Here is a 23,876-nt window from a genome sequence, read left to right as displayed (position 1 = left end):
CCGGTCAGTATCGCGGCCGACGCACGACGGCGCGACCCGGGATTCCGGGTCGCGCCGTCGCGCGGAGAGATCAGCTGAACTTGATCTGCAGACCGATGCCGAGGATCGCGATCAGCCAGACGATGCCGGTGAAGACGGTCAGCCGGTCGAGGTTCTTCTCGGCGACACTCGAGCCGGACAGGCTGGACTGGACACCGCCACCGAACAGGGTGGACAGACCGCCGCCCTTACCGCGATGCAGCAGCACGAGCAGGATCAGCAGCAGGCTGGTGGTGATCAGCAGGATGTCGAGGAACAGTGCCATGGCGTCAGACTACAGGGCGCCGCCGCGGCGTCCTTCCGGACCTCGGGGGATCCGGAAGGACGCCGCGGGTGCTTACAGCGGCCCGCCCGCGGCGATCGCGGAGAGCTGTGCGAACTCGTCGGCCTTGAGCGAGGCGCCGCCGACGAGACCGCCGTCGATGTCGGGCTGGGCGACGAGCTCGCCGACGTTCTTGGCGTTGACCGAGCCACCGTAGAGCACGCGCACGGCGTCGGCGACCTCCGGGGAGGCGAGCTCGGCGAGGGTGGCACGCACCGCGGCGCACACCTCCTGGGCGTCGGCGGCCGAGGCCACCTTGCCGGTGCCGATGGCCCATACCGGCTCGTACGCGACGACGATCTTCGCGATCTCGTCGGCCGAGAGCCCGGCGAGGGACCCGCGCAGCTGGGCGACGTTGTGGGACACGTGCCGGCCGGCCTCGCGGATGTCGAGGCCCTCGCCGATGCAGACGATCGGGGTCAGCCCGTGCCGCAGGGCCGCCTTGGTCTTGCCGAGCACGATCTCGTCGGTCTCGCCGTGCAGCGTGCGCCGCTCGGAGTGGCCGACGACGACGTAGGCGCAGCCCAGCTTGGCCAGCATCGCACCGCTGATCTCGCCGGTGTAGGCGCCGGAGTCGTGGGCGGACACGTCCTGGGCACCATAGGTGAGCAGCAGCTTGTCGCCCTCGATCAGCGTCTGGACGCTGCGGATGTCCGTGAACGGCGGCAGCACCGTCACGTCCACCTTCTCGAGGTACTTCTCCGGCAGCGCGAAGGCGATCTTCTGCACCAGGGCGATGGCCTCGAGGTGGTTGAGGTTCATCTTCCAGTTGCCGGCGATGAGCGGCTTGCGGGTCATCTCAGGCCTCCAGTGCAGCGATGCCGGGCAGTTCCTTGCCCTCGAGGTACTCGAGGGAGGCGCCGCCGCCGGTGGAGATGTGCGAGAACCCGTCCTCGGGCAGGCCGAGCAGGCGCACCGCCGCGGCCGAGTCGCCGCCGCCGACGACGCTGAACGCGCCGGAGCGGGTGGCCTCGACGATCGCTTCGGCGACCCCCTTGGTGCCGGCCGCGAACTTCTCGAACTCGAACACGCCCATCGGGCCGTTCCAGAACACGGTCTTGGCACCGGTGAGGTACTGGGCGAACCGGGCCACCGACTCGGGACCGATGTCCAGGCCCATCCAGCCGTCGGGGATCTCGGTGACGGGCACCGTCTTCGCCTCGGCGTCGGCGGAGAACGCGTCGGCGACGACCACGTCCTGCGGGATGTGGATGACGTCGCCGAACCGCTCGAGCAGGCCCTTGCAGGTCTCGGTCATCGATTCCTCGAGCAGCGAGTTGCCCACCGGGATACCTTGCGCCGCAAGGAAGGTGAAGCACATACCGCCGCCGATGACGAGGGTGTCGACCTTGGGGGCGAGGGCCTCGATCACGGCGAGCTTGTCGGAGACCTTCGAGCCGCCGAGCACCACCGCGTAGGGCCGCTCCGGATCGGCCGTGAGCTTGGCCAGCACCTCGACCTCGGCGGCGACGAGGGTGCCCGCGTAGTGCGGCAGCAGGTTCGCCACGTCGTACACCGACGCCTGCTTGCGGTGCACCACACCGAATCCGTCGGAGACGAACGCACCGTCCTCGCCGACGAGCTCGACGAGCTCGCGCGCCAGCGCCTGCCGCTCCGCCTCGTCCTTGCTGGTCTCGCGCGGATCGAAGCGGATGTTCTCGAGCAGGAGGATGTCGCCGTCGGTCAGGCCCTCCGAGCGGGCCAGCGCGTCCTGTCCGACGACGTCGCCGGCGAGCTGGACGTTGCGGCCGAGCACCTCACCGAGCTTCGCCGCGACCGGGGCGAGGGAGAACTTCGGATCGGGCTCGCCCTTGGGCCGGCCCAGGTGAGCGGTGACGACGACCTTCGCGCCCGCCTCGGCGAGCGCGGCGATCGTCGGGGCGGACGCGACGATGCGGCCGGGGTCGGTGATCGTCGCGCCGTCCAACGGGACGTTGAGGTCCGAGCGCACCAGCACGCCACGACCCTCGACGCCGGCGTCGAGCAGATCCTTCAGGGTCTGAACTGCCACTGTTCGACTGTCCTGTTCGGTCAGAGGGACTTCGAGACCAGGCCGATGAGGTCGACCAGGCGGTTGGAGTAGCCCCACTCGTTGTCGTACCAGGAGACGATCTTGACCTGGTCGTCGATGACCTTGGTCAGGCCGGCGTCGTAGATCGACGAGTGCGGGTCGGTGACGATGTCGGAGGAGACGATCTCGTCCTCGGTGTACTTGAGGATGCCCTTGAGCGGGCCCTCGGCGGCCGCCTTCATCGCCGCGTTGATCTCCTCGACGGAGGCCGGGGTGGCGAGGTTGGCGGTCAGGTCGGTGACCGAGCCGGTCGGGATCGGCACGCGCAGGGCGTAGCCGTCGAGCTTGCCGACCAGCTGCGGCAGGACGAGGCCGATGGCCTTGGCGGCGCCGGTGCCGGTGGGCACGACGTTCAGGGCGGCGGCGCGGGCGCGGCGCAGGTCCTTGTGCGGGCCGTCCTGCAGGTTCTGGTCCTGGGTGTAGGCGTGGACCGTGGTCATCAGGCCCTTGACGATGCCGAAGCTGTCGTCGAGGACCTTGGCGATCGGGCCGAGGCAGTTGGTGGTGCACGAGGCGTTGGAGATGATGTTCTGGCTGCCGTCGTACTTGTCGTCGTTGACGCCCATCACCACGGTGAGGTCCTCGCCCTTGGCGGGCGCCGAGATGATCACCTTCTTGGCGCCGGCGTCGAGGTGGCCCTTGGCCTTCGACGCGTCGGTGAAGATGCCGGTCGACTCGACGACGACGTCCACGCCCAGGTCGCCCCACGGCAGCGCGGCCGGGCCTTCCTTGACCTCGAGCGCCTTGATGCGGTGGTCGCCGACGACGATGGTGTCCTCGCCGTCGAGGCTGACGTCCTGCGGCAGGCGGCCGAGGATCGAGTCGTACTTGAGCAGGTGGGCCAGAGTCGCGTTGTCGGTGAGGTCGTTGACCGCGACGATCTCGATGTCGGTGGTGCCGAGCGCCTTCTGCGCCTCGACAGCCCGGAAGAAGTTACGTCCGATACGACCGAAGCCGTTCACGCCTACCCGGACAGTCACAATTACGCTCCTTTGCCCATTTCTGCTGGTTGTGCCAGTGGTGCCCACCGCGGTGCCGGAGACATCGGCGCCGCTCGGCAGGACTCATCGGTCGATGTGACCCCTACCCTATCTGCGGGGCCGGCGGGGCGCGGCAGGAGGCCCGGGGCGGCGCGGCCGCCGCCCGGGGCCGGCCGCCTAGGCCTCGTCGAGCAACTCCGGGGTCACCGCGGATTCGGTGTCGGGGATGCCGAGATCCTTGGCCCGGCGGTCCGCCATGGACAGCAGCCGGCGGATGCGTCCGGCGACGGCGTCCTTCGTCATCGGCGGGTCGGCGAGCTGGCCCAGTTCCTCGAGCGACGCCTGCCGGTGCTGCACGCGCAGGGCACCGGCCGCGGCGAGGTGGTCGGGCACGTCGTCACCGAGGATCGCCAGGGCCCGTTCGACGCGGGCGGCCGCGGCCACCGCGGCGCGCGCGGAGCGGCGCAGGTTGGCGTCGTCGAAGTTGGCGAGCCGGTTGGCGGTGGCGCGGACCTCCCGCCGCATCCGGCGCTCCTCCCAGGTCAGCCGGGTGTCCTGGGCGCCCATGTGGGTGAGCAGCGCGCCGATGGCGTCGCCGTCGCGGACGACGACCCGGTCGGCGCCGCGCACCTCGCGGGCCTTGGCGGCGATGCCGAGGCGGCGGGCGGCGCCGACGAGCGCGAGCGCGGCCTCCGGGCCCGGGCAGCTGATCTCGAGGGCGGACGAGCGGCCCGGCTCGGTGAGCGAGCCGTGGGCGAGGAATGCGCCGCGCCACGCCGCCTCGGCGTCGGCGATGCTGCCGCCGACGACCTGCGCGGGCAGGCCCCGCACCGGGCGGCCGCGCACGTCGAGCAGACCGGTCTGCCGGGCCAGGGCCTCGCCTTCCTTGGCGACGCGCACCACGTAGCGCGAGCTCTTGCGCAGCCCGCCGGCGCCGAGGACGTGCACCTCCGCGGAGTAGCCGTAGAGCTCGAAGATCTCGCGGCGCAACCGGCGTGCGATCGACCCGAGGTCCACTTCGGCCTCCACGACGACGCGGCCGCCGACGATGTGCAGCCCGCCGGCGAAGCGCAGGAGGGCGGACACCTCGGCCTTGCGGCTGCTGGTGCGGGTGATCGCCAGCCGGCTCAGCTCGTCCTTGACCTCCGCTGTCATTGCCACGTGGGGATCTCCCTTCCGTCCCGCTGCGCGAGGTCCCGGGGGCGGGCCGCGTCGGGCAGGTGTCGAGCCAGGACCGCCGCCAGCTTGGCGGGGTCGTGGCGGTGGGTGCCGGTCTCCGCCACGTCGGCGTAGACCACCTGGGCGCCGAATCCGGCGGCGGCCCGGCACAGGTGTTCGCGTTCCCGGCCCTCGGGCACCGATGCGGAGTCGACCACCACGTGATCGACCTGGAACTCCGGGGCGTGCTGGGCCAGCACGTGCAGGTGCCGCTCGGAGGAGAACCCGGCGGTCTCCCCCGGTTCGGCGGCCAGATTGAGTACCAGCACCTTGCGGGCCGGCGCCGTCACCAGCGCCTCGAGCAGGTCGGGGACGAGCACGTGCGGGATGACGCTCGAGAACCACGAGCCGGGCCCGAGCACGACGAGGTCGGCGGCGCTCACCGCGTCGAGCGCGTCGGGACACGCCGGGGGGTCGGCCGGGATCAGCCGCACGCGCCGGACCTTGCCGGGGGTGGTGGCGACGGCGACCTGGCCGCGGATGATACGGCTCGCCCGCGGATCCGATTCGAGGCCGGACACGTCCGCCTCGATGTCGAGGGCGATCGGCGACATCGGCAGGACCCGGCCGCGAACCTCGAGCAGTGCGGCGACGCGGTCGAGGGCGGCCACGGGATCGCCGAGGACCTCGGTCAGCCCGGCCAGGATGAGATTGCCCACCGAGTGGCCCGCCAGCGCGCCGGTGCCGCCGAACCGGTGCTGCACCGTCTCGGTCCAGGTGTGTATCTCGGGGGTGTCCGCGGCCAGCGCGGCCAGCGCCATGCGCAGGTCGCCGGGCGGGATGACGCCGAGTTCGGCGCGCAGCCGGCCGGAGGAACCGCCGTCGTCGGCGACGGTGACGACGGCGGTGACGCGGTCGCTGAGCCGGCGGACGGCGCTGAGCGTGGCGTACAGGCCGTGACCGCCGCCCAGGGCCACGATCGACGGATCCGGCGCGGGGCCCTGCCCGCCCGCCGGGCCGTCGGTCCCGGGCGCCGGGGCCGCGGCACCGGGCCCCGTCATTCGCGCCCCAGATCCCGGTGCGCGACGTGCACCGACAGCGTCGGGTCGGCCTCGAGCCGCGCGGCGAGCGCCTCGCTCATCGCCACGCTGCGGTGCTTGCCACCGGTACATCCCACCGCGATCGTCATGTAACGCTTCCCCTCCCGGCGGTAACCGGCCGTGGTCAGTTCGAGCAGCCGATGATAGGTCTGCAGGTATTCCTGCGCCCCGTCCCGGCTCAGCACGTAGTCGCGGACGTCGACGTCCTGGCCGGTGTGCGGGCGCAGCTCGGGCACCCAGTGCGGGTTGGGCAGGAACCGCACGTCGCACACCACGTCCGCGTCCATCGGCAGACCGTACTTGAACCCGAACGATTCCACGGTGACCCGGATCGAGTCGGCGTCGCCGTCGCCGAACGCGGACTCGATCTTGCGGCGCAGTTCCGGGCCGGACAGCGACGACGTGTCGACCACCAGATCGGCGGCGGCCTTGACCGCGGCGAGCTGGCCGCGTTCGGTGGCGATGCCGTCGGTGAGGGTGCGGTCGGCGGCGTCGGCCTGCAGCGGGTGGCTGCGGCGGACCTGCTCGAAACGACGCACGAGGACCTCGTCGGTGGCCTCGAGGAACAGCACGCGGGTGCGCACGGGCCGGGCGGCCAGTTCGGTGACGACCCAGCCGAGGTCGCCGGTGAACAGGCGGCTGCGTACGTCCATGACCACGGCGAGGCGCTGCAGCGGCGGGTCGGCCCGCACCGCGAGATCGACCATCGAGGTGACCAGCTGCGGGGGCAGGTTCTCCGCGACGAACCAGCCGAGATCCTCGAGGGCCGTCGCGGCGGTGCTCAGACCGGCCCCGGACAGGCCCGTGACCAGGGCGACCTCCGCCCGCGGGCGGTGGTCGTCCCGGGGCCGGGGCCGAGGCTGCGCCGTCTCCGCCTCGTGCGTCACAGTTCCGACTCCGTTCGTCCGCCCGACACGCCGACGGTGCCATCATCACCCACCGGCGTGTCCGGCGCAGCCTCACCGGCCGGGGCCGGCTCGGCGTCCGGGACGTCGCCGCGCAGGGCGTCGAGCACGGCGCGGGCGGTGGCGACGCCGATGCCGGGGACCGCGGTGATCTCCTCCACGGTCGCCTCGCGCAGCCGGGCCACGGACCCGAAGTGCGCGACGAGCGCGTTGCGGCGCGCCTGCCCGAGCCCGCGAACCCCGTCGAGCGCGGAAGCGGTCATGCGCCGGGACCGCTTGCTGCGGTGGTAGGTGATGGCGAAGCGGTGTGCCTCGTCCCGGACCCGCTGCAACAGGTACAGCGATTCGCTGGTGCGGGGCAGGATGACCGGGTCCTCCTCCCCCGGCACCCACACCTCCTCGAGCCGCTTGGCCAGTCCGATCACCGCGACGTCGGTGATGCCGAGTTCGTCGAGCACCTCCGCCGCGGCGGCGACCTGCGGGGCACCACCGTCGACGACGTACAGATTCGGCGGGTACGCGAAGCGGCGCGGCCGCCCGGTGGCCGGGTCGAGCGCGGCCTCCGGGGCGAGGTCGCCGCCGTCACCGCCGCCGGGCGCGGCCGGGTCACCGCGGCGGGCCGCGGCCGGGTCACCGCCGGCCGCGGCGACGTCCCGGTTGTGCCGCAGGAACCGGCGCCGGGTCACCTCGGCGATGGAGGCGACGTCATCGGAGCGGCCGTCGCCGGCGGCCTCGCGGATGGCGTAGTGCCGGTAGTCCGCCTTGCGGGGCAGGCCGTCCTCGAACACCACCAGCGACGCGACGACGTCGGTGCCCTGCACGTGGCTGATGTCGACACACTCGATGCGCAGCGGCGCCGAGTCCAGGTCGAGGGCCTCCTGGATGCCCTGGAGGGCGGCCGAGCGGGCGGTGAAGTCGCCGGCGCGGCGCAGCTTGTGCTGGGTCAGCGCCTCGTGCGCGTTGCGTTGGACGGTCTCGGCGAGGGCCTTCTTGTCGCCGCGCTGCGGCACCCGCAGCCGCACCGGGCCGCCGCGCAGGGTGCCGAGCCAGCGGCTCATCTCCTCCGGCTCGGGCGGCAGGGCGGGCACGAGCACCTCGCGGGGCACGGCGCTGCCCGCCGGTTCGGCGCCGGCCGCCGACAGCGCGGCCTCCTCGCCGTAGAACTGGGTGAGGAACTGCTCGACCAGCAGCGACAGCTCCGTCTCGGCGGTGCCGGAGGCACCTGCCCCGTCCTCGGGCCGGTCCACCACGTCGCCGGACTTCTCCACCACCCAGCCCCGCTGGCCGCGCACGCGGCCGCCGCGCACGTGGAACACCTGCACGGCCACCTCGAGGTCGTCGCCGGCGAAGGCGACGAGGTCGGCGTCGGTGCCGTCGCCGAGCACCACCGCCTGCTTCTCCAGGGCGCGGCGCAGCGCGCCGAGGTCGTCGCGCAGCCGCGCGGCGGTCTCGAAGTCGAGGTCCCCGGCGGCGGCCTGCATGCGCTGCTCGAGGTCGCGGACCAGCTTGTCGGTGCGGCCGGCGAGGAAGTCGCAGAAGTCCTCGACGATGCGCCGGTGTCCGGCCGCGTCGACACGGCCCACACACGGAGCCGAGCATTTGTCGATGTAGCCGAGCAGGCACGGGCGGCCGATCTGGGCGTGCCGCTTGAGCACCCCGGTCGAGCAGGTGCGGGCCGGGAACACCCGCAGCAGCAGGTCGAGGGTCTCACGGATGGCCCAGGCGTGGGAGTACGGACCGAAGTACCGCACGCCCTTGCGGCGCGGCCCGCGGTAGACGAACAGCCGTGGGTACTCCTCGTTCAACGTCACCGCGAGCATGGGGTAGGTCTTGTCGTCGCGGTAGCGGACGTTGAACCGGGGATCGAACTCCTTGATCCAGTTGTACTCGAGTTGCAGCGCCTCGACCTCGGTGCCGACGACCGTCCACTCGACGGACCCGGCGGTGGTCACCATCTGCCGGGTCCGCGGGTGCAGCGACGCGACGTCGGCGAAGTACGAGTTCAGCCGCGATCGCAGGCTCTTGGCCTTGCCGACGTAGACGACGCGGCCGTGCGGATCGCGGAACTTGTACACCCCCGGCTCCACCGGGACGGTGCCGGGGGCAGGGCGGTAGGTCGAGGGGTCGGGCACGGGTCCAGGCTAGTCGGCCGCGCCGACACCCCCGCCGTACCGCTGTTCGAGCTCGCGGAACGCGGCCAGCGCCGCGACGGCGCGCTCCCCGTCGCGGGCCTGCACGGCGACGACGGGCACGTACTCGTCCTGCGGCAGCTCGAGCCGGGGCCACGGCTTGCCCTGGGGGAAGGTCATGCCCCGCACCTGATCCCAGCCGAACGACTTCTCACCGAGGACGTTGCGCACCGCCACGCCGGACGCCCCGGCCCGCAGCCGGGGCCGGGTCAGCAGCAGCACACCGCCGGAGACGACGACGCCGACGCAGACGACGGCGATCTGGTCGGCGACGCGCAGGTTCACGCCGGTGTCGCCGCCGGCGCGCAGCACGAGCGCGGCCCCGATGTGGCCGAGCATGAGCACGATCGCCGCGACGATCGCCCACCGGGACATCTTGCGGCTGCGGACGTCGAGGTCCCAGCGGGTGTCGGCGGCCGAGGTCACCGCGCGGCCCCGCGCAGCCGCCGCAGGGTCACGGCGGTGTCGAGGGCGGCAGCGCACGCCTGCCCGCCCTTGTCCTCGACGGAGCCGGGCAGCCCGGCCCGGTCGATCGCCTGTTGCTCGTCGTTCGTGGTGAGGACCCCGTTGCCGACGGGGGTGCCCTCGTCCAGCGCGATGCGGGTCAGCCCGTAGGTGACGGCGTCGCACACGTACTCGAAATGGGGGGTGCCGCCGCGGATCACGACGCCGAGGGCGACGACCGCGTCGTGGGTGCGGGCCAGCTGCTGGGCGACGACCGGCAGCTCGATCGCGCCGGCGACGCGTTCGAGGGTGACATCGGTGACGCCGGCCCGCTCGGCGACGCGCTGCGCCCCGGCGACGAGCGCCTCGGAGATCTCGGTGTGCCAGCGGCCGGCGACGATGGCCAGCTTCAGCCCGGCCGCCTCGGACAGCTGCAGCTCGGGCAGTCCTTCGCCGCTCATCTACGCGTCCCCCGCCTCGTAGTCGTCCAGGCCGATCAGGTCGTGACCCATGCGGTCCCGCTTGGTGCGCAGGTAGGTGATGTTCTCGGAGTTCGCGCGCAGCGGCATCGCCACCCGCTCGGTGATCTGCAGCCCGTAGCCGTCGAGGCCGACCCGCTTGGCGGGGTTGTTGGTCAGCAACCGCATCGACGAGATGCCCAGGTCCACGAGAATCTGCGCGCCGATGCCGTAGTCGCGGGCGTCGGCGGGCAGACCGAGCTGCAGGTTCGCGTCCACGGTGTCCGAGCCGGAGTCCTGCAGCTGGTAGGCCTGCAGCTTGTGCATCAGGCCGATGCCGCGGCCCTCGTGCCCGCGCATGTACAGCACCACACCGCGGCCCTCCATGGCCACCATCTCGAGTGCGGCGTCGAGTTGCGGGCCGCAGTCGCACCGCAGCGAGCCGAACACGTCGCCGGTCAGGCACTCCGAGTGCACCCGCACGAGCACGTCGGCCCCCTCGCCGTCCGGGCCGGGGATGTCGCCGAGCACCAGCGCGACGTGCTCGACCTCGTCGTAGACGCTCTGGTAGCCGACGGCGGTGAAGTCGCCGTGCCGGGTGGGGATGCGGGCCTCGGCGATGCGCACGACGTGCTTTTCGTGCTTGCGGCGCCAGGCGATCAGGTCGGCGATGGAGATCAGGGCGAGCTTGTGCTCGTCGGCGAAGACCCGCAGTTCCTCGGTCTGGGCCATGTGGCCCTCGTCCTTCTGCGAGACGATCTCGCAGATCACGCCGGCCGGGCGCAGGTCGGCCATGCGGGCGAGGTCGACGGCGGCCTCGGTGTGGCCGGGCCGGCGCAGCACGCCGCCCTCCTTGGCGCGCAGCGGCACCACGTGCCCGGGGCGGGTGAAGTCCTGTGCGGTGCTGTTCGGATCGGCGAGCAGCCGCATCGTGGTGGCCCGGTCCGAGGCGGAGATGCCGGTGCCGATGCCTTCCCGCGCGTCGACGGTCACGGTGTAGGCGGTGCCGTGCTTGTCCTGGTTGGTCGAGTACATGGGGGGCAGGCCCAGCCGGTCGCAGTCCTCCCCGGCCAGCGGCACGCACAGGTACCCGGAGGTGTAGCGCACCATGAACGCCACCAGTTCGGGAGTGGCCTTCTCGGCTGCGAAGATGAGGTCGCCCTCGTTCTCGCGGTCCTCGTCGTCGACCACGACGACCGCCTTGCCGGCTGCGATATCGGCGATCGCGCGCTCGATGGTGTCGAACCTCGTCACTGGCGTGGGCTCCAAAATCTCGTGTACGGACAGACTGATTGCCGAGTTCAACAGTACGACTCAGCGGCCGGCGGCCTGCAGCCGCTCTACATACTTGGCGATGACGTCCACCTCGAGGTTGACGAGCGTGCCGGGGGCGGCGCCGCCCAGGGTGGTCAGCGACAGCGTGGTCGGGATCAGGGAGATCTCGAACCACTCGTCGCCGGGCTCGCCGCCGAGCGCGGAGACGGTCAGCGAGACCCCGTCCACCGTGATCGAGCCCTTGTGCACCACGTACCGGGACACGTCGGCGGGCAACGAGATCCGCACCACGGTCCAGTTCTCCGACGGGGTGCGCGAGAGCACGGTGCCGGTGCCGTCGACGTGGCCCTGAACGAGGTGCCCGCCGAGGCGGCTGTTCAGCGCCGCGGCCCGTTCGAGGTTGACGCGGCTGCCGGGACCGAGCTGCGACAGGCTCGAACGGTCGAGGGTCTCCTTCATCACATCGGCGGTGAAGGAGTCGCCGCCCGGGACGTCGACGACGGTCAGGCACACGCCGTTGACGGCGATGGAGTCGCCGTGACCGGCGTCGGAGGTCACGACGGGTCCGCGGACGGTGAACCGCGCCGCGTCGGCCAGGTCCTCCCGCGCGACGATCTCGCCCAGTTCCTCCACGATCCCGGTGAACACAGCCCGCTCCTTCACTCCCGGTCGGGGACCAGGGTCAGCAACACGTCGGCGCCGACGGTTTCGACGCGCTCCCGACGAAACCGTAGCGCCTCGGCGATCGTGTGCACGCCCGCGTCCCGCACTGCGGACGGTCCGGACCCGAGCAGCACCGGCGCGAGATAGGCCTGGATGCGGTCGACCCGGCCCGCGGCGAGGAACGCACCGGCCAGGCGCGGGCCGCCCTCGAGCAGCACGTCCACCCGGTCCGCGAGCGCGCCGAGCACCTCGTCGGGATCGTGGGTGCGCAGCACCAGGGTGGGCGCGGCATCGTCGAGAACCCTTGCGGTCTTAGGGATCTCGCTCCTTCCGACGACCACGCGCAGGGGCTGGCGCGGGGCCAGCGAGCCGTCCGGCAGCCGGGCGGTCAACCACGGGTCGTCGGTCAGGACGGTGCCGGTGCCGACGACGATCGCGTCGAGCCGCGAGCGCTCGGCGTGCACGCGGGCCCGTGACTGCGGGCCGGAGATCCAGCGGCTGGTGCCGTCGGCGGCGGCGCTGCGCCCGTCCAGGCTCGCGGCGTACTTCCACGTCACGTGGGGCCGTCCCGTGCGCTGCCGATGCAGCCAGGCACGCAGCGCGCCCGCCTCGGCGGGCTCGGCGCCGAACCCGCCGTGGACGCGCACGCCGCCGTCCCGCAGCGTCCGCGCACCCCCGGCCGCCGCCGGGTGGGGATCGGCCACCGCGTAGTAGACGGCGGCGACACCGGCACGCAGCAGCGCCTGCGCGCACGGGCCGGTACGGCCGGTGTGATTGCACGGCTCCAGGGTCACGACGGCGGTGCCGCCGCGGGCCCGCTCCCCGGCCGCCTCGAGTGCGACGACCTCGGCGTGCGCGCCGCCCGGCGGCCGGGTCGCCCCGACCCCGGCGACCTGCCCCGCGGCGTCGAGGATCACCGCGCCGACGGGCGGGTTGGGGCTGGTGGTGCCGCGCACCGACTCCCCGGCGTCGAGCGCGAGGCACAGTGCCGCCTCGAGCGGTGCACCGCTCAGGGCCGCCTCGAGCGGCACACCGGTCACGGGGCCAGGGTCAGGTGCGGGGAGGCATGGGCGGCCCGCTCGCGCAGCCTGCGCACCGCCTCGCCCGGGTCGTCGGCCCCGTACACGGCCGACCCGGCGACGAAACAGTCCACCCCGGCCTCGGCGGCCGCCTCGATGGTGTCGGCGTTGATGCCGCCGTCGATCTCGACGAGCAGGGTCAGCTCACCGGCGTCGACGAGACGGCGGATCGCGCGGACCTTGTCGAGCACGTCCGGGATGAACGACTGGCCGCCGAAGCCGGGCTCGACGCTCATCACCAGCAGGGTGTCGAACTCCTTCAGGATCTCGAGGTAGGGCTCGAGCGGGGTGCCGGGCTTGACGCTCAGGCCGGCCTTGGCGCCGGCGGCCCGGATGTCGCGGGCGACGGCGACGGGGTTCTCGGTGGCCTCGACGTGGAAGGTGACATTGTGCGCGCCGGCCTCGGCGTAGGGCGGCGCCCAGCGGCCCGGGTCCTCGATCATCAGATGACAGTCGAGCGGGATGTCGGTCGCCTTCAGCAGCGACTGCACCACCGGCAGCCCCAGGGTCAGGTTCGGCACGAAGTGCGCATCCATGACGTCGACGTGCAGCCAATGCGCGTCGGCGACCGCGGCGGCCTCGTCGGCCAGCCGCGCGAAATCCGCGGAGAGGATGGAGGGGGCGATCATCGGGTGGGCCACGTCCACCGAGTTTAACGGTCCCGTCGGCGGGCCCCCGTCGCGCGTCGCGGTGTCCGCGCGCCCGGCGTGGGTTTTCATGACTTTCGACCCCTGGTTCGACCCTCTGGGCGATGCTTGAGTGGACGGTGGCGGCCCGGATCCGCTGGGCCCGATGCGGCAGTGGGGAGCGACGATGGCCACGCACACGGTGTGGGTTCGACCTATCGGCGAGGTGGGCGCGGAGGATGCGCCGACCGTGGGCGGCAAGTCCGCCAACCTCGGGGAGATGACCCGGGCCGGGTTCCCCGTGCCGCCCGCGTTCGCGATCACCACCGCCGCCTATCTCGATTCGATGGCCGCCGCGGGGGTGCGCGAACAGCTGCGCGCGGAGGCCGTCCCGGCCTCCGACATCGACGACACGACGCTGATCCGCACCTCCGCGGAACTGGCCGCGCTGGTGACCGGGGCTGCGGTGCCCGACGAGATCCGCGCCGCCATCGTCGCCGCCTACGAGAAGCTGGGGGTGGACGTGCCGGTGGCGGTGCGGTCCTCCGCGCCCGCCGAGGACGCCGCGGACACCTCGTTCGCCGGGATCCACGAGTCGTACACCAACATCGCCGGCGCCGACGCGGTGGTGCGCGCGGTGCAGGCGTGCTGGGCGTCGTTGTGGTCGGAGCGGGCCCGGACCTACCGCGGCCTGCGCGGGGTGACCGACGAACCGTCCATCGCCGTCGTGGTGCAGGTGATGGTGCGCTCGGAAGCCTCGGGGGTGGCGTTCACGGCCGATCCGCGCACCGGCGAGCTCGACCGCATCGTCGTCGAGGCCGCCCTCGGCCTCGGCGAGGTCGTCGTGGGCGGCCAGGTCGAGCCCGACACCTACGTCGTCGCCAAGGACGGCTTCGCCGTGCTCGACGTGCATCTCGGGCATCAGGAGTTCCAGATCGCCTCCACCGACACCGGCGACAGCCGCGTCGCGGTCGATTCGTCGCGGCAGACGCGGGTGCTCGACGAGGAGCAGCTCGAGAAGGTGGCGCGGCTCGCCGCGGGCGTCGAGCAGCACTACGGCCGGCCGCAGGACCTCGAGTTCGCGTTCGCCGAGGGCGAGCTGTGGATCGTGCAGACCCGCCCGATCACCACCCTGGGCATGCCCGGGGCCGCCGCGGCGTCCGGCGACGGGCAGGCGACGCCGCTGCTGACCGGGCTCGGCGCCGGCCCCGGCCGGGCGACCGGACGGGTCCGGGTGCTGCAGGAACTGGTCGACGGCAAGCGCCTGACCGACGGGGAGATCCTCGTGGCCCCGATGACGCGGCCCGACTGGCTGCCGATCCTGCGCCGCGCCGGCGGCATCGTCACCGACGGTGGCGGCATCACCTGCCACGCCGCGATCGTCGGCCGCGAACTCGGCAAGCCCGTCGTCGTCGGCGCCCGCACCGCGACGCAGGACCTGCGGGACGGCCAGGTGATCACCGTGGACGGCGATGCCGGCGTCGTGTTCGACGGGGAGGTCCGCGCCGACCGGCCGGCCGCGGCGCAGACCGCCGCCCCGGCGGCCGCGGCCCCCGCCCCGACCGTCACCGCGACGGCCGTGTACGTCAATCTCGCCACCCCCGACGCCGCGCAGGCCGTCGCCGAGACCGACGTCGACGGGGTGGGGCTGCTGCGGGCGGAGTTCATGATCACCGAGGCGCTCGCCGGGGAGCATCCCGCCTACATGATCGCGCAGGGCCGGCGCGAGGAGTACGTGTCGAAGATGGCCGAGGGCGTCACGCGGATCGCGGCGGCCTTCGCCCCGCGGCCGGTGGTGTACCGCGCAATCGACTTGCGCAGCAACGAGTTCGCGAACCTGAAGGGGGGTGAGGTGGAGCCGGACGAGGAGAACCCGATGATCGGGTACCGCGGCTGCTTCCGCTACGTGCGCGATCCCGAGCTGTTCTCGCTCGACCTCGACGTCCTGCACCGCGTGCGCGCGCAGCACCCCAACGTGCACCTGATGATCCCGTTCGTGCGCACCCGCTGGGAGCTGAAGGAGTGCCTGGCCCAGCTCGACGCGCATCCGCTCGGCACGGATCGCAGGATGCTGCGCTGGATCATGGCCGAGGTACCGTCGGTGGTGTACTGGCTGCCCGAGTACGCGAAGCTCGGCATCCACGGCGTGTCGATCGGCAGCAACGACCTGACCCAGCTCGTGCTCGGCGTCGACCGCGACTCCGAGGTGTGCAAGGACCTGTTCGACACGCTCGACCCGGCGGTGCTGGACGCGATCGACCACATCATCGAACGGGCGTCGGCGGCCGGCCTGACCACGTCGCTGTGCGGGCAGGCCGTCTCCACCAGCACGGAGCTGGCCGAGCATCTCGTGCGGCGGGGCATCACGTCGGTGTCGGTGACGCCGGACGCGGCGGCGCAGACCCGGCGCACGGTGGCGCAGGCCGAGCAACGGATCGTTCTGGACCGCGCCCGGCACGAGCACTGAGGGCCCCGTGCACCTCGAGCGAATGGACCATGCTGTCGGCCTGACGAGGTGAACGATCCGTTCGCTCGGGCGCCACCGCTGCGCGCGAGCCGCGGCGTCACCGCTCGCGGGCGAGGACGTCGAACCGTTCGACGTCCTCGCGCCGGCAGACCTGGCTGCCCGGGGTGAGCAGGGCCGCCGAGCCCGCCGCGATGCCGAGCGCCAGGGCGTCGCGCAGCGAGCGGCCCCGCAGCAGGCCCACGACCAGCCCGGCGACCATGCTGTCGCCGGCGCCCACGGCGCTGCGCACGGGCACGTCCAGCGCCTTCAGTCGGGCGGTGGTGTCGGCGGAGACGAGCAGCGCCCCCTCCGGCCCGAGGGACACCACCACGACCTCGGCGACGCCGGCGTCGACGAGCTCGTGGGCGGCCGCGGCCTGTTCGTGCGGGGTGCGCAGTTCCCGGCCCACCCATTCGCGCAGCTCCCGCAGGCTCGGCTTGACCAGGTGCACGCCCGACTTGATGCGGCGCAGTGCGTCCCCCGACGAGTCGAGGACGAAGCGCGCACCGGCGTCGGTGGCGACGTCGGCCACGCGCTGGACGAACTCGCCCGGCACGCCCGGCGGAAGGCTCCCGCTGGCGACGACGTACCGTGCGCCGGTGGCGGTCTCGACGAGCAGGTCCAGGCACCGTTCCTGGTCCTCCACGCTCAGCTCCGGGCCGGGCAGCACGAACCGGTACTCGTGGCCGGTGCTGCGCTCGATCGCCGTGAACGACTCGCGGGTCAATCCGTCGATGTCGATGCGCCGGCTGTCGACACCCCCGCCGGCCAGCAACGCCGAGAGGGTGTCCCCGGTCGGACCGCCGGCCGGATACACCGCCCCGGCCGAGACCCCGAGCACCCCGGCGACCTTCGCGACGTTGATCCCGCCTCCCCCGGCCTCGAGCCGCGGCGCCTCGCAGCGCAGTTTGCTGGTGGGCCGCACCTCGGCGGTGTAGGTGGTCACGTCGAGCGCCGGGTTCATGGTCAGGGTGACGATGTCGGGCACGACGTGCCTCCTGCAGGGAGCGGTCGGGTTGGGTCCGACCGTATCCGAGCGCGGACCGATTCTTCCGGCGTTCGCGCCGCAGGATCGCGGATCAGCCCGCCGGGGTGCGCAGCGCGGCCATGAACATCGCGTCGGTGCCGTGCCGGTGCGGCCACAGTTGCACGGACGGACCGTCGCCGAGACGCGGCACGCCGGGCACGAGCTCGCGCGTGTCGAGCTGCTCGACCCTGTGCCGCCGGACGGCGTCGGCGACGACGGCGAGGGTCTCGGAGGTGTGCGGGGAGCACGTCGCGTACAGCACCACGCCGCCGGGCCGCAGCAGGCCGATCGCCGAGGCGAGGAGCTGTTTCTGCAGCCGCACCAGCTCGGCGACGTCGCCGGGGTTGCGCCGCCACCGCGATTCGGGCCGGCGACGCAGGGCGCCCAGCCCGGTGCACGGCGCGTCGACCAGGATGCGGTCGTAGCCGGACCCGAGGCCGGGATCGCGACCGTCGGCGACGTGCACCGTGACCGGGAGGCCGCGGGTGGACTTGCGGATCAGCTCGGCGCGGTGCTCGACCGGCTCGACGGCGTCGACGGTAAAGCCGTCGATGTCGGCGAGCGCGCCGAGCAGGGCGGCCTTGCCGCCGGGGCCGGCACACAGGTCCAGCCACCGGCCGTGGTCGGGTCCGTCGAGCGGGGCGAGCGTGAGCGCCCGCGCCACCAGCTGGCTGCCCTCGTCCTGCACGCCGGCCATGCCCTCGCGCACGGGGTCGAGCTTGCCGGGGTCGCCGCCGCCGTCCAGATGCACGGCGTAGGGCGACCAGGGGCCGATCTCCCCGCCGGTGGCCAGCGCGAGCTCCTCCGCGGTGATCACCCCAGGACGAGCCACCAGGTGCACCACCGGCCGCGCGTCGTCCGCCGCGAGCACCTCCTCGAGTTCCCCGGCGTCGGGGCCGAGCGCGACGGCGAAGGCCTTCGCGATCCACTCCGGATGCGCATACCGGAATGCCAGGTGTCCCACGGGGTCACGAGCCGGGTCGGGGGCGAGCTCGACGATCCACTGTTCCTCGGGTTTCTCCGCGACGCGCCGCAGCACCGCATTGACGAAACCGGACTTGCCGTGGCCGAATTCGCTGCGGACGAGGTCGACGCTCGTCGCGACGGCCGCGTGCGGGGCGATGCGGGTGCGCAGCAGCTGGTACGTGCCCAGCCGCAGGGTGTCCAACAGCGCTCCGTCGATCTCGGTGACGGGCCGGTTGGCGCACGCGGCGATCACGGCGTCGAGCAGGCCCTGGGCGCGGGCGGCGCCGTACGTCAGCTCGGTGGCCAGGGCGGCGTCGCGACCGTCGAGGCGCCGCTCGCGCAGCAGCGCCGGCAGCACCAGGTTGGCGTAGGCGTCGCGCTCCCGGACCGCGCGCAGCACGTCCCGGGCGGCGAGACGGGCCTGGTCGAGGCCGGCCTCGGCGGGGGACGGCCGGCGGGCCTGCCGGGGCTTGTTGTTGCGGTCGCCGGGTCCGCGGCCCGAGCGGCGGGCGGGGCGTCGGGACTCGGTCACTGGGCACATACCTCCGGGTCGAGCCGGGCGCCGCGAACCCAGTCCGCGGCCGCCATCGTCTTCTTGCCGGGCGGCTGGACCTGCCCGAGCCGCACAGCGGTGCTGCCGGTGCCGACGAGGACACCGTCCTTGCGGGCCAGGATCTGCCCGGGCGCGAGGGTCTCCTCGGTGCCGGTCACGGGCCCGACCTTGACGCGCAGGTCGCCGATCATCGTCCAGGCACCGGGTGCGGGCGTGACCGAACGGATGTGGCGGTCCACGAGGTGTGCGGGCCGGTCCCAGAGCACGCGGGCCGACTCGACCGTGACCTTGGGGGCGTGCGAGACGCCGTCCGTGGGCTGCGGCACGGCCGTGAGCACCCCGTCCTCGAGACCGTCGAGAGTCGATTCGAGGAGCGCGGCACCGGAACAGGCGAGCCGGGCGAGCAGATCCCCCGCCGTGTCGGCGGGCCGGATCGTCTCGGTGACCACCCCGTACACCGGGCCGGTGTCCAGGCCCTCCTCGAGCCGGAACGTGCTCGCGCCGGTCACCTCGTCCCCCGCGGCGAGCGCGGCCTGCACGGGCGCGGCGCCGCGCCATGCGGGCAGCAGCGAGAAGTGCAGATTCACCCAGCCGAATTTCGGGATGTCGAGCACCGGCTGCGGGATGAGCGCGCCGTAGGCGACGACCGGGCAGCAGTCGGGGGCGAGTTCGGTCAGCCGGGCCACGAAGTCGGGGTCGCGGGGCCGCTCCGGGGTGAGGACCTCGATGCCGTGTTCGTCGGCGAGCCGCCCCACGGCCGAGCGGACGACACGCCGCCCGCGGCCGGCGGTGGTGTCGGGCCGGGTCACCACCGCGACCACCTCGTGGCGCGGCGAGTCGAGCAGGCGGCGCAGCGACGGTACGGCCGGTTCGGGGGTCCCGGCGAACACCAGCCGCACGTCAGCGACCCGTCCGCGCGTGGGGAGCGAGGCCCCCGCCCCGGGAGGCGAACTGCGCTGGGCCGACCGAACTGTTCACGAATGCTGCTCCCGGATCTCGACGACGAATGGTGCCCTCAGTCTAGGGACCGGGCCTGCGGGCGGTGACAGCCGTCCGCGAACCCGACGGGTCGGGCCGGGCGTGACGAATCCCGGCAACCGCCGCGCAGCGTCGATAGGCTGAGCCGATGGCAGAGACGCGAGAACGGATGAAACGGTCCCCCCGGGTGCGCTCGGCGGATCCCGCGGGCGTGCCCTGGCCGGCGACGCAGGAGCAGGACGTGGTCCTGGTGGACACCACGTGGGGTGAGCTGCAGCCGCTGCAGTGCGCGCCCGGGGTGGTGACCGTCGGCGAGCTGGAACTGACGGAGCTGGTCGCGAACGGAGCGGTGCTCGTCGACACCCGTGTCCCGGACTCGCGCAAGGGCCGGTCCATTCCGGGCGCGGTCAACCTGCCGCACGGCCGGATCACGGAGCTGCGGGACCGGCTCGATCCGTCCCGGGTGTCGATCCTGTTCTGCAACGGCCCGCAGTGTCCGCAGTCCCCGATGGCGATCCGGGAGCTGCTCGAGGCGGGATATCCGGCATCCGCGCTGGCGTACTACCGCGGTGGCCTGCACGACTGGGTGACGTTGGCGATGCCGCTGGAGCAGGTGGACTGATCTGCGGGGCACGCCGCTCTCCGCGGCGCGCCTCCCAGGCCCGGGCGGCCAGGGCGGCGAATCCGACGTAGCCCCAGCCGAGCAGCACGTCGACCACGTAGTGTTCGCCGCCGTAGACGAGCGTGAAGGCCATGGCGAGCGGGAACGCCACCAACAGCGCCCGCATCCAGGTTCGCCGCGCGATCGGCCACAGGGCGACCGCCACGAGCAGCGCGAACGCCGAGTGCAGCGACGGCAGCGCGGCGACCGGGTTGCCCTGCGCCTCCAGCCATCGGGTGCCGACGTCGATCGGCACCGCCCCGAAACCGAAGCCAGTGACCCGCCCGACGCCTTCCGGCAGGACGCCCGCCTCGGAGGCGTACCACGGTGGGGCCGCCGGCACGAGGATGTAGGTGATCAGCCCGAAGTACGACAGGAGCAGCACCCGTCGCATGTATCCGGCCCAGCGCGACCGCGAGTACAGGTACAGCAGGGCCGCGAGCAACCACGGCACGAGGAAATGGCTGGTGTAGACGACGGCGGTGATCATCGTCCAGGCGGGCCGCTCCCCGTCCGCGCCGAGCAGGCGTTCCTGCAGCCACACCGTCGGGACCGTGCCGCCGAACAGCCAGCTCTCCACGGCGACCAGTTCGTGTATCCGAACGGGCAGGCCGAGTTCGTCGGCGATGCCACGGGTGTGGTCGTAGACCACGAGCGCCGCGACCAGGGGCAGCCAGTCGACGACGACGCGCACGTGCCCGCGCCACGGCCGGTCGATCGCGAAGGCGATCAGCCCGGCGACGATCCAGGCCGCCTGGTACACCCGGTCGGCGGGGATGCCCATGGTGACGACGGTGCCGACCAGCGCAGCGAGGTACACGCACCGCGCGGCCACCCGGAGGTACTGCCGCGGCGGCACGAGCTGCGGCGCCCGGATCACCGCGAGAGCGCGTGCCGGAAGCGAGGGGACGTTCACCGCTACCTCCCTTCGGCGCGCCGTCCCGGGCGCCGGTGACCGTCGTCCGCACGGGCTCCTGCCGCCCGCATACCCATGATCGGGGCACCGGACACGGCCCGGGGGCGGAACGGCTCAGGAGTTGCTCTCGATGATCAGTTCGGGGATGCCCGTGCCGAGCCGCACCGGGACGCACTCGCCGGGGGCGTACCGCTCGGGGTCGAGGGCGTGCCGGATCACGGTGAGCGAGAACGGGTCGTACACCATGTTGAAGTGCCCGGTCTGATCCGGTGGGCACAGGTCCTGGATCATCAGGTTGACCGCCCCGGGTCCGCGCAGCGCCACGTTGGTGGACGGCTGGATGACCTCGTCGACGCGGGATCCGATGGTGGTGTAGCGGACGCCGGGAACGGTGTCGACCGGGGTGTTGAGTTCGGTGAGCAGGTCGGAGCCCTGCAGTTGCTGCGCGAGGGCCACCGAGAAGAAGTCCTCGACCGCGTCGGTGGCGCCGGGAGCGGCCGCGGCCGCGGCGCCGAGCCCGTAGAAGGTGCCGCCGTAGCTCGGCGAGGCCACCCCCACCCAGCGGTCCACGACGGCCGATCCGCCGAGGCGGTTGACGTAGTACCGCGCGACGGTGGCGCCCTGCGAGTAGCCGACGAGATCGACCGTGTCGGCGCCGGTGTCGGCGCGCACACGCTCGACGAACCCGCCGAGCTGCGCGGCGCTGACCCGGATGTCCCCGGTGCCGTATTCGTCGGCGCCGTCGGCCTTTCCGTAGTCGAGGGCGAAGACGCACCAGCCGGCGTCGGCGAGCAGCGGGGCGACCGCCGCCCAGTCCGAGTAGGAGTTGGAGTCGGTGCCGTGGGCGAGGACCACCGGCCGCGGATGGTCCGGGGAGGGCACGCATCCGAAGTCGTTCGACCCCGCCGGTGCCGCCCCGGGGTGGTCCTCGGCGTAGCCGGCGGCCTGGGCATGCGTGGTGGCCACGGGGCCCGGGGTGACGGGCACGAACGCCGTCGACCCCGCCGAGGGCGCGGCGCCCGCGCCGGTGACGGACACGGCAGCGGCGGCCGCCGCACCGGCCAGCGCTGCGACGATCCTGCGTGTGCCGTTCACGGCCCCTCCCTTCCGGTCCGCCCGTGCCGGTCCGCACCGCCCGCCACCGGTTCGGTCACCAGGGTCGACCCCTGCCCCTGGACTTATCGTGACACAGTTGCCCTCGCGCGGCATGCCGTCTTTCTGCAGGTGGCGGGCGATTCTGCCGTCCTGTCGAACGGTGCGGACATCGCCCTCTCGGGGCACTCGGACTCGGTGCGGGCCCGGCGGGACGCAGTCGGCGCGCACCGTCCCGGCCGGGAGGGGCGACGGCCGTCACCCGATGCGCAGCGGATCGATCTGCACCCGCAGCGCGCCCTCACCGCGGCGGGCACTGCGGGCGGCCTGCGCCTCGCGCAACGCCCGGCCGAGGGCGAGGCCCCGACCGCGCGGCACCCGGATCACCATGCGCTGCACCTCGTCCGGCTCGGGATCGTCGGCCCCGAACGGTAACCGCTCCCCCGGCGGCAACGGCACCGGCCCGAGCACCTCCGCCTCCGGCGGCAGCGTCGCGGCGGCCAGCAGGTCGGCGACCGCGGCCGCGGTGCCGTCGACGGCGGCCATGTGCACCGCCGGCGGGAACCCGACCTCGGCGCGCTCGGCGAGCTGGGACTGCGCGTGCCCGATCGGGTCCCACCGCACCAGCGCCTGCACGGTCGGGATGCCGGAGTCTGCGACGACGACGACCTGGCCGCCGTCGGCGAAGGGCCGCACCAGCGACGACGCGGTGAGCCAGCGGCGCATCGTCTCCTCGGCGGCCCGCAGGTCCGCGCGGCCGAGCAGCGCCCACCCGTCGAGCAGCAGCGCCGCGCCGTACCCGCCGGCGGTGACGGGCTCGGCACCCACGGTGGCGACGACGAGCGACGCCCCCGCCGGGGCGGTGGCCTTGACCTCCGACCCGCCGGAGGTGACCACCGGGACGCCGGGAAAGGCCCGGCCGAGTTCCTCCGCGGTGCGCCCGGCGCCGACGACGACGGCGCGCAGGGCGCGGGCGCCGCACGCATGGCAGCGATGGGTGGCGTCGGCGATGCCGCACCAGCGGCAGGCGGGCGTCGCAGCGCCGTCCGGACCGGCCGCCTGCGGCAACGCGAGCGGGCCGTTGCAGTGCCGGCAGCGGGCCGGGGTCCGGCACTTGGCGCATGCCAGCGCGGGCACGTAGCCGCGTCGGGGCACCTGCACCAACACCCCCCGGTCGGCCTTCAGGGCGGCGCGGGCGGCGGCGAACGCGATGGCCGGCAGGCGGGCCGCGCGGGCGGCGGGATCGCGCGCGAGCGCCTGGTCGCTGTCGGCGAGCGCGGTGATCTTGGGAGCGCAGGCCCGGACGACGTCGCGGGGTGCGGAGAGGTCGTGAGCCCACCCGGCGTCGACGAGGGCCTGGGTCTCGGCGGTGCGGGCGTGCCCGGCCAGGACGACGGCGGCGCCGGCGGCGTGGGCCCGCAGCAGCGCCACCTCCCGCGCGTGCGGGTACGGCGCGCGCGGCTCGGAGTGCAGGTCGTCGCCGTCGTCCCACACCACGATCAGCCCGACACCCGGTGTGGGGGCGAACACCGCGGCCCGGGTCCCGACGACGATGCGCGCGGTGCCGCGCAACGCGGCGAGCCAGCGCCGGTAGCGCACGGCCGGGCCGAGCCCGGCGGCGAGCCCGACGACGCAGTCGGCGCCGGCGAGGGCGGTGCAGGCCGACACGACCCGGTCGAGGTCGCGCTGATCGGGTACCACGAGCACCGCGGCGTGCCCGGTGGCGGCGACCGACGCGGCGAGTTCGGCCAGTCGGCGGGGCCAGTCCTCCCCCGGCAGCGCCTGCCAGGCCGCGCGGGGGGTGCGGCCGCCGGTGAGGGCGTCGAGGAAGTTCTCGCCGTGCCGGTACCGGGCCCAGGCGGCCGCAC

The 23,876-nt window shown here is 73.5% G+C and carries 21 protein-coding genes and 1 pseudogene; 2 read left to right on the top strand and 20 right to left on the bottom strand.

What is annotated here, in order from left to right:
• Nucleotides 1-70 precede the first annotated feature (70 nt).
• The 14 genes from secG to rpe form a co-directional block, all read right to left on the bottom strand.
• The gene (secG, locus tag G6038_RS06700) at nt 71-304 is read right to left on the bottom strand and encodes a preprotein translocase subunit SecG (RefSeq protein ID WP_003939471.1); all 234 of its coding nucleotides are present in this window, start codon (nt 302-304) and stop codon (nt 71-73) included.
• Nucleotides 305-376: 72 nt separating this feature from the next.
• A complete protein-coding gene (gene tpiA / locus G6038_RS06695; protein WP_165036805.1) occupies nt 377-1,159 on the bottom strand; it encodes a triose-phosphate isomerase in 783 nt (260 codons plus the stop codon).
• Nucleotide 1,160: 1 nt separating this feature from the next.
• Entirely contained in the window at nt 1,161-2,372 is a 1,212-nt protein-coding gene (locus G6038_RS06690; protein WP_165036803.1) for a phosphoglycerate kinase, read from the bottom strand.
• A gap of 20 nt (nt 2,373-2,392) precedes the next feature.
• Nucleotides 2,393-3,412, bottom strand: coding sequence for a type I glyceraldehyde-3-phosphate dehydrogenase (gap, locus tag G6038_RS06685; protein ID WP_010595104.1), 1,020 nt, complete (start codon nt 3,410-3,412; stop codon nt 2,393-2,395).
• 177 nt (nt 3,413-3,589) lie between these two features.
• The gene (whiA, locus tag G6038_RS06680; RefSeq protein WP_206024371.1) at nt 3,590-4,567 is read right to left on the bottom strand and encodes a DNA-binding protein WhiA; all 978 of its coding nucleotides are present in this window, start codon (nt 4,565-4,567) and stop codon (nt 3,590-3,592) included.
• Entirely contained in the window at nt 4,564-5,631 is a 1,068-nt protein-coding gene (gene yvcK, locus G6038_RS06675; RefSeq protein ID WP_240918330.1) for a uridine diphosphate-N-acetylglucosamine-binding protein YvcK, read from the bottom strand. The genes whiA and yvcK overlap by 4 nt, the downstream gene beginning before the upstream one ends.
• The gene (rapZ, locus tag G6038_RS06670) at nt 5,628-6,482 is read right to left on the bottom strand and encodes an RNase adapter RapZ (protein WP_206024370.1); all 855 of its coding nucleotides are present in this window, start codon (nt 6,480-6,482) and stop codon (nt 5,628-5,630) included. The genes yvcK and rapZ overlap by 4 nt, the downstream gene beginning before the upstream one ends.
• Nucleotides 6,483-6,553: 71 nt before the next feature.
• Nucleotides 6,554-8,707, bottom strand: coding sequence for an excinuclease ABC subunit UvrC (uvrC, locus tag G6038_RS06665; RefSeq protein ID WP_165036798.1), 2,154 nt, complete (start codon nt 8,705-8,707; stop codon nt 6,554-6,556).
• 9 nt (nt 8,708-8,716) lie between these two features.
• On the bottom strand, nt 8,717-9,190 hold the full coding sequence (locus G6038_RS06660) for a PH domain-containing protein (protein WP_165036795.1): 474 nt from the start codon (nt 9,188-9,190) through the stop codon (nt 8,717-8,719).
• The gene (gene ribH, locus G6038_RS06655) at nt 9,187-9,669 is read right to left on the bottom strand and encodes a 6,7-dimethyl-8-ribityllumazine synthase (RefSeq protein ID WP_165036793.1); all 483 of its coding nucleotides are present in this window, start codon (nt 9,667-9,669) and stop codon (nt 9,187-9,189) included. The genes G6038_RS06660 and ribH overlap by 4 nt, the downstream gene beginning before the upstream one ends.
• Entirely contained in the window at nt 9,670-10,920 is a 1,251-nt protein-coding gene (locus G6038_RS06650; RefSeq protein WP_006937680.1) for a bifunctional 3,4-dihydroxy-2-butanone-4-phosphate synthase/GTP cyclohydrolase II, read from the bottom strand.
• A gap of 60 nt (nt 10,921-10,980) precedes the next feature.
• Entirely contained in the window at nt 10,981-11,589 is a 609-nt protein-coding gene (locus G6038_RS06645; RefSeq protein ID WP_165036791.1) for a riboflavin synthase, read from the bottom strand.
• A gap of 11 nt (nt 11,590-11,600) precedes the next feature.
• Nucleotides 11,601-12,644, bottom strand: coding sequence for a bifunctional diaminohydroxyphosphoribosylaminopyrimidine deaminase/5-amino-6-(5-phosphoribosylamino)uracil reductase RibD (ribD, locus tag G6038_RS06640; protein WP_346772756.1), 1,044 nt, complete (start codon nt 12,642-12,644; stop codon nt 11,601-11,603).
• Nucleotides 12,641-13,324: a ribulose-phosphate 3-epimerase gene (rpe, locus tag G6038_RS06635; RefSeq protein ID WP_165036789.1), complete on the bottom strand. Its 684-nt coding sequence runs from the start codon at nt 13,322-13,324 to the stop codon at nt 12,641-12,643. Before rpe ends, ribD begins: the two co-directional genes overlap by 4 nt.
• A gap of 172 nt (nt 13,325-13,496) precedes the next feature.
• Between rpe and ppsA the strand changes: the two genes are divergently transcribed.
• On the top strand, nt 13,497-15,776 hold the full coding sequence (ppsA, locus tag G6038_RS06630) for a phosphoenolpyruvate synthase (RefSeq protein ID WP_165036787.1): 2,280 nt from the start codon (nt 13,497-13,499) through the stop codon (nt 15,774-15,776).
• Between the two features lie 97 nt (nt 15,777-15,873).
• Here the strand turns inward: ppsA and G6038_RS06625 are convergent, their stop codons facing one another.
• The 3 genes from G6038_RS06625 to fmt all read right to left on the bottom strand — a co-directional run bounded on the left by G6038_RS06625 (nt 15,874) and on the right by fmt (nt 19,260).
• Complete coding sequence (locus G6038_RS06625; protein WP_165036785.1) at nt 15,874-16,803, bottom strand: 1-phosphofructokinase family hexose kinase; 930 nt, start codon at nt 16,801-16,803, stop codon at nt 15,874-15,876.
• Between the two features lie 91 nt (nt 16,804-16,894).
• Nucleotides 16,895-18,340: a transcription antitermination factor NusB gene (locus G6038_RS06620; RefSeq protein ID WP_165036783.1), complete on the bottom strand. Its 1,446-nt coding sequence runs from the start codon at nt 18,338-18,340 to the stop codon at nt 16,895-16,897.
• A complete protein-coding gene (fmt, locus tag G6038_RS06615; protein WP_165036781.1) occupies nt 18,337-19,260 on the bottom strand; it encodes a methionyl-tRNA formyltransferase in 924 nt (307 codons plus the stop codon). The genes G6038_RS06620 and fmt overlap by 4 nt, the downstream gene beginning before the upstream one ends.
• Before the next feature lie 227 nt (nt 19,261-19,487).
• Between fmt and G6038_RS31190 the strand changes: the two are divergent.
• A pseudogene (locus G6038_RS31190) lies at nt 19,488-19,868 on the top strand (rhodanese-like domain-containing protein); the annotation flags it as partial.
• Here G6038_RS31190 and G6038_RS31185 read toward each other — a convergent pair.
• The 3 genes from G6038_RS31185 to G6038_RS06600 all read right to left on the bottom strand — a co-directional run.
• Nucleotides 19,768-20,916 carry a phosphatase PAP2 family protein gene (locus tag G6038_RS31185; RefSeq protein ID WP_165036779.1) on the bottom strand — a complete coding sequence of 383 codons (1,149 nt, stop codon included), beginning with the start codon at nt 20,914-20,916 and terminating at the stop codon, nt 19,768-19,770. The pseudogene G6038_RS31190 and the gene G6038_RS31185 sit on opposite strands and share 101 nt — an antisense overlap.
• 114 nt (nt 20,917-21,030) lie before the next feature.
• Nucleotides 21,031-22,011 (bottom strand): alpha/beta fold hydrolase, encoded by a 981-nt coding sequence (locus G6038_RS06605; RefSeq protein ID WP_165036777.1) that lies wholly within the window; start codon nt 22,009-22,011, stop codon nt 21,031-21,033.
• A gap of 255 nt (nt 22,012-22,266) precedes the next feature.
• A partial coding sequence (locus G6038_RS06600; RefSeq protein ID WP_165036775.1) for a primosome assembly protein PriA occupies nt 22,267-23,876 on the bottom strand: 1,610 nt, incomplete at its 5' end.

The sequence above is a fragment of the Rhodococcus sp. 14C212 genome, assembly GCF_011058195.1.
Taxonomy (GTDB): Bacteria; Actinomycetota; Actinomycetes; order Mycobacteriales; family Mycobacteriaceae; genus Rhodococcus; species Rhodococcus aetherivorans.
This window is presented reverse-complemented; position numbering and strand designations above follow the sequence as displayed.

Coding starts and splice junctions, on each gene's coding strand:
- ppsA (WP_165036787.1), top strand. CDS start 13,497: ATGGCCACGCACACGGTGTGGGTTCGACCTATCGGCGAGGTGGGCGCG.
- ribH (WP_165036793.1), bottom strand. CDS start 9,669: ATGAGCGGCGAAGGACTGCCCGAGCTGCAGCTGTCCGAGGCGGCCGGG.
- yvcK (WP_240918330.1), bottom strand. CDS start 5,631: ATGACGGGGCCCGGTGCCGCGGCCCCGGCGCCCGGGACCGACGGCCCG.
- whiA (WP_206024371.1), bottom strand. CDS start 4,567: ATGACAGCGGAGGTCAAGGACGAGCTGAGCCGGCTGGCGATCACCCGC.
- tpiA (WP_165036805.1), bottom strand. CDS start 1,159: ATGACCCGCAAGCCGCTCATCGCCGGCAACTGGAAGATGAACCTCAAC.
- secG (WP_003939471.1), bottom strand. CDS start 304: ATGGCACTGTTCCTCGACATCCTGCTGATCACCACCAGCCTGCTGCTG.